Source organism: Novacetimonas cocois (assembly GCF_003311635.1).
In the GTDB taxonomy this organism is placed as follows: domain Bacteria; phylum Pseudomonadota; class Alphaproteobacteria; order Acetobacterales; family Acetobacteraceae; genus Novacetimonas; species Novacetimonas cocois.
The window spans coordinates 984-5,275 of the sequence record NZ_QEXL01000037.1 but is presented as its reverse complement, the minus strand read 5'-3'; the positions used below and the strand labels follow the sequence as shown (position 1 = coordinate 5,275).

Annotated in this window: 3 protein-coding genes and 1 pseudogene; 2 read left to right on the top strand and 2 right to left on the bottom strand. The window is 65.6% G+C overall.

The genetic code is table 11. From position 1 onward, the window contains the following. Positions 1-3: 3 nt before the first annotated feature. Positions 4-1,233 carry a lipopolysaccharide biosynthesis protein gene (locus NJLHNGOC_RS15090; protein ID WP_239021570.1) on the top strand — a complete coding sequence of 410 codons (1,230 nt, stop codon included), beginning with the start codon at positions 4-6 and terminating at the stop codon, positions 1,231-1,233. 18 nt (positions 1,234-1,251) lie between these two features. Here NJLHNGOC_RS15090 and NJLHNGOC_RS15085 read toward each other — a convergent pair whose 3' ends face one another. Continuing rightward, positions 1,252-3,354, bottom strand: a complete 2,103-nt coding sequence (locus tag NJLHNGOC_RS15085; RefSeq protein WP_110560079.1) for a TonB-dependent receptor — start codon at positions 3,352-3,354, stop codon at positions 1,252-1,254. Between the two features lie 121 nt (positions 3,355-3,475). Next, positions 3,476-3,934, bottom strand: coding sequence for a DUF2946 family protein (locus tag NJLHNGOC_RS15080; RefSeq protein ID WP_014106937.1), 459 nt, complete (start codon positions 3,932-3,934; stop codon positions 3,476-3,478). 119 nt (positions 3,935-4,053) lie between these two features. Here NJLHNGOC_RS15080 and NJLHNGOC_RS16515 point away from each other — a divergent pair. Next, a pseudogene (locus tag NJLHNGOC_RS16515) lies at positions 4,054-4,292 on the top strand (energy transducer TonB); the annotation flags it as partial.

The window sequence follows — 4,292 nt, the reverse complement described above, 5'->3', positions numbered from 1 at the left end:
AAAATGGAATCACAGAGCAGACCTCAATACCAGAGGGTTTTTCGAACCCTCCACCTGCAGTCATGGCAGCCGCTGCTGCATTATGGCACCGATCCCTTCACCAATGGCAGGCGGGCGCAGTTCTCGCGCGTGCTGGCGTTCTGCGTGCGGGCCGACTACCTCAGTGGCGGGGTGGGCTGGCTGGTGGGCACGCTGGGCGTGGCGCTGTTCGGCACGGCCATGGGCTGGCCCGCAGCCGACCAGGGGGCGGCGATGCTGTACATGACCACCATCGCGTTCATGAATTTTTCATGGTCGGCGGGGGTGTTCCGGCTGTGCAATTCCTTCTGGCTCAACATGCTGGTTGACCTGTCGGGCACGTTGGTGCGCACCGTGGGGTCGGGGCTGGGCTTCCTGTATCATATGGGGCTGGATTATTACCTGCTGGTGTGGAGCATGACACAACTGGCCATGTTCACCACCAGCACCGGGCTGGGCCTGCTGCAACTGCGGCTGGCGGGCGGCATCCGCTTCAATCCGTTTGCCCGCCTGGCGGAGGGCGATGCGCCGGGCATCTGGCGCTTCACCCTTTCCACCAGTGACAACCATGTGCTGAGTTCGGTTTTCAACCAGTTCGGCACGCTGCTCGTCGGCGGCCTGCTGGGTCCGGCCGATGCCGCCGTCTATCGCGTCTCGCGCCAGATTGGCGAGGGCATTGCCAAGCCGGCCCAGCTCATGGTGCCCGCCCTGTACCCCGAATTCATCCGCCTGCGTGACCGGCAGGACTGGTACGGCATCAAGCGCGTGACCGTGCAGCTTTTCCTCACGATTGGTGGTTTTTCCATCGCCCTCATGGGGGTGGCGATGCTGATGGGCAACATCCTGCTGACATGGATGCTGCATGTGCACTGGCATGGTGGCCGCCACCTGATCATGCTCATGCTGGGCAGCGCCGTGCTGGGCCTGGGCATCGTGCCGCTCGAACCACTGCTGACCGTGATCGGCCAGGTCTCGCGCGTGCTCCGTACCCGCATCATCGTGACCCTGACCTACCTGCCGCTGGTTTATGGCATGACCCGGCTGTGGCGGCTTGAGGGGGCTGCGGCGGCAGGCGTCGTGGCGGGACTGATCATGTTTGGCATCTGCCTGCGCCCGGTGCTGGCCTGGTTTGGCCAGATGGCGCCGGGCCGTGCACCCGCCCGCCCCGTCACGGCGGAAACACAGGGCGGGGAAGGCGGGACGGGCACCTCCTGATGGACCGCCCCGCTCAGATCAGAAGCTCGCCGTCAGGCTCACATTGAACGACCGCCCCATGCCGGGCAGGGCGCGCAGGCTGCCGGTGGCGGCGTAATCGGCCAGCGACCAGCCGCCCAGCGGCAGTTCGTATTTCTGGTTCAGCACGTTGTCGATGCTGGCATCGAGCGTCATGTAGCGCCAGTGATACTGCCCGCCCAGCCCCAGCAGGGCATAGCCGGGGGTGCGGGGTTCGTTGCGCACCCAGTCCACCGTGTCCTTGGCCTTGACGAAGGTCATCTCGACCCGGCCGCTCCAGTTCTTCCACCGTTCGTTCAGCGTGACGCTGCCATTGGTGGGCATCTGGTGGTACAGCCCCGCGCCATTGGTCAGGTCCTGCCCGCGCACCCAGTTGAGGTTGGCCACGATCTCGCCCCGGCCAAAGCGGGCATTCTGCCACAGCCGGTAATTGCCCGATCCGTTGATGCCGTAGCTCTGGGCATTATGGTTGGCAAAGCCCAGCGTGTAGAACTGCCTCGCGCTGGCAAGGCGGTAGGCGTTTATGTAGTCGTGGGTGTAGGTGTAGTAGGGCTGGACCTTGAGGTCCCACCGGTCGCCATCGGGGTCATGCCAGTCAGCGGTGATGGAGGCGGTATTGGCGACCTCGGGCTTGAGGTCGGGGTTGCCCACGTAGCCGTTGCCATCGCCAAACCAGTTGATCATGCTCGTGACCATGGCCGAGCGGCCCCAGGCATAGCGCTCGTACAGGTTGGGCGAGCGGGTCTTGCGGGCATAGCCGCCCTCGATGGTCAGGTCGCGGCGTGGCTTCCAGCGCACCAGGGCGGTGACATCGAAGTTCACATCCGTCCGGCCCCGGTCGGTGGTGTTGAAGGCATTGGCCGCGTTGATGTTGGCCATGTTCATCATGCTCATGGTCGATGAATAGCCCGATACCGGGCCGGTATTCATCATGACCAGGTCATTGCGAAAGCCCAGCAGCGTGGTCACGCGCGGGGTCCAGGCGGCCTCCCATTCCACAAAATGGCCCAGCCGGTCGCGGTGGCCGTTATTGATGCTGTGATAGGTGTCCGGCCCCATCATCATGCTGCCCGCAACCGGCGGCCACCAGTCATTGAGGCCGGAATGGTCGAACGAACTGCCCAGCCGCAGGGTCTGGCCTTCCGCCAGGGGGATGGTGGCCTTGATGCTGTAGCCGGCCATGCGGGCATTGGTGTTCATGGGCATGTGGGTGGTCTTGGCGCGGTCGGGCAGGAAGTCCATGGCGTGGTCCTCGCGCTGCCAGTAGCCCCGGGCCTCAAGCTCGCCCCAGTCGAACGTGCCGAGATACTTGCCGTTGACGAAGGTGGAGCGGTTGTTCGTCATGTCCATGTACTGGTTGGCAAACCCTTCATGCGGGGTGTCCTGCTGGCCAAAGGTCAGGGCCAGCAGATGGTTGCCCTTGTGCACGCCAAAGGTCACGGCATGGTTGTAGGTCAGGTAGCTTGTCGAGCGCACCAGCCCCGCATCCCCGCCACCTTCATAATCACCCGCCTGCGCGTAGGAGGCATTGTAGCGCAGGCTGAACGTGTCATTGGCCACCGTCAGGCTGCCCGAGGCGCCATACCCGCCGCCATTGCTGCGATAGGTGCCGGTGACATGCCCGGTCACGAGCACCTTGCCATGCCTCGCAAACTGCGGGTCCTTGCGCTCGACATCGATCGTGCCGCCGGTGCTGTCGCCGCCCATGCTCACGGGGGTTATGCCCGCGATGGCGGTGGCGGTGTCCACGCTGTCGGGGTCGATGAAGGACAGGGCAGGGTTCATGTGGTTGGGGCAGCCCGAGGCGATGCGCACGCCATCGACCACGGTGGCCACGCGGTCATCGGCCATGCCGTTGAGCACGGGCAGCGAGGCCAGCCCGCCTGCGGAATACGTGCTGACACCGGGCTGGTTGCGAAACAGGCTGGCGGCATCGGGGCTGCTCAGGCTGGCCGCCGTGCGCTGCGTGGCGGAAGGGGACGCCGCTGAAAGCAGGCGGTCGCCCATGGGGGTGCTGTCCGCCGTATCCTCGATCGAGAGGCCGGGCAGGGTCACGGTTGTCTGGGCGCGCGCGCCCAGCGGGTGCAGGGAGGCCGCCAGCATGCAGCCGCCTGCGGCCACCACGAGGGGGGGGGCCGTTTTTTTCATGGAAGTCACTTTTCATGTCCTGAACAGGAAAACGAAAGACGCGCACGCCCGTATGGACGCGCGGCAGCGCGTGAGTTCAGGAGATGGAAGGTGGCCCGCAGGCCGGGGGCAGCCCCAGCGGAGTGGGAGGGGGCGCGCGGGGCTGGCGGGGTTCGTGCCGGTGGGCGGCCCATGCCATGGGCGGCAGGGGCAGGAAGGGCAGAACCACCAGCGCAAGGGCAGGCAGGTGCAGGAGCGGGCAGAGCGGGCAGCCTTCGGCATGGTCGTGGCCATGGGGGGGCATGTCGCCATGCTCATGGGGCGCGTTCGCCATCGCCATGTGGTGATGCGGCGGCGCTGCGTGGCGTTCTGTCCGCGTTGCGACGGGAGCGATATCGATTCCCGTCAGCCGCATGATGGTGCCGCGCGGCAGTTCGCCGGGCAGGCTGCGGCTTTCAACCAGCAACTGGCCCCATAGCCCCAGGCACGCACACAGCACCATGACCCAGCGGATCACAGGCATGTCATGCATGAAGGGGTGGCGGGCTTGGCCCATGATGGACAGGTTCTTTGCGGTTGTAAGATAAAGGCGGTAACAGGACAGTGTTCTCGGAGGTCGGGGGCTTTTTGTCAAATGACAAGGCAGCCCGCGCCCATGCCCCAATGGATGGAAGCGTGCAGCAGCAGGACAGAACGGCAGGCCGGATTCTTGTCACGTCAACCGGCCCCGCCGGCTGGCGGCGCGGGCGGCTGCTTGCGGGCTGGGCCATCATGGCTGCCGTGCTGGGCCACGGCCTGATTGCCGCGTGGCTGCTGCCCGCCCGCGCGCCCGTGCCCGCGGCCCCAGCGGAAAAAAACAGCATTCAGGTCTTTTTTGACCAGCCCGGGGTTGCACCGCCCCCGCAAGAGGCTAC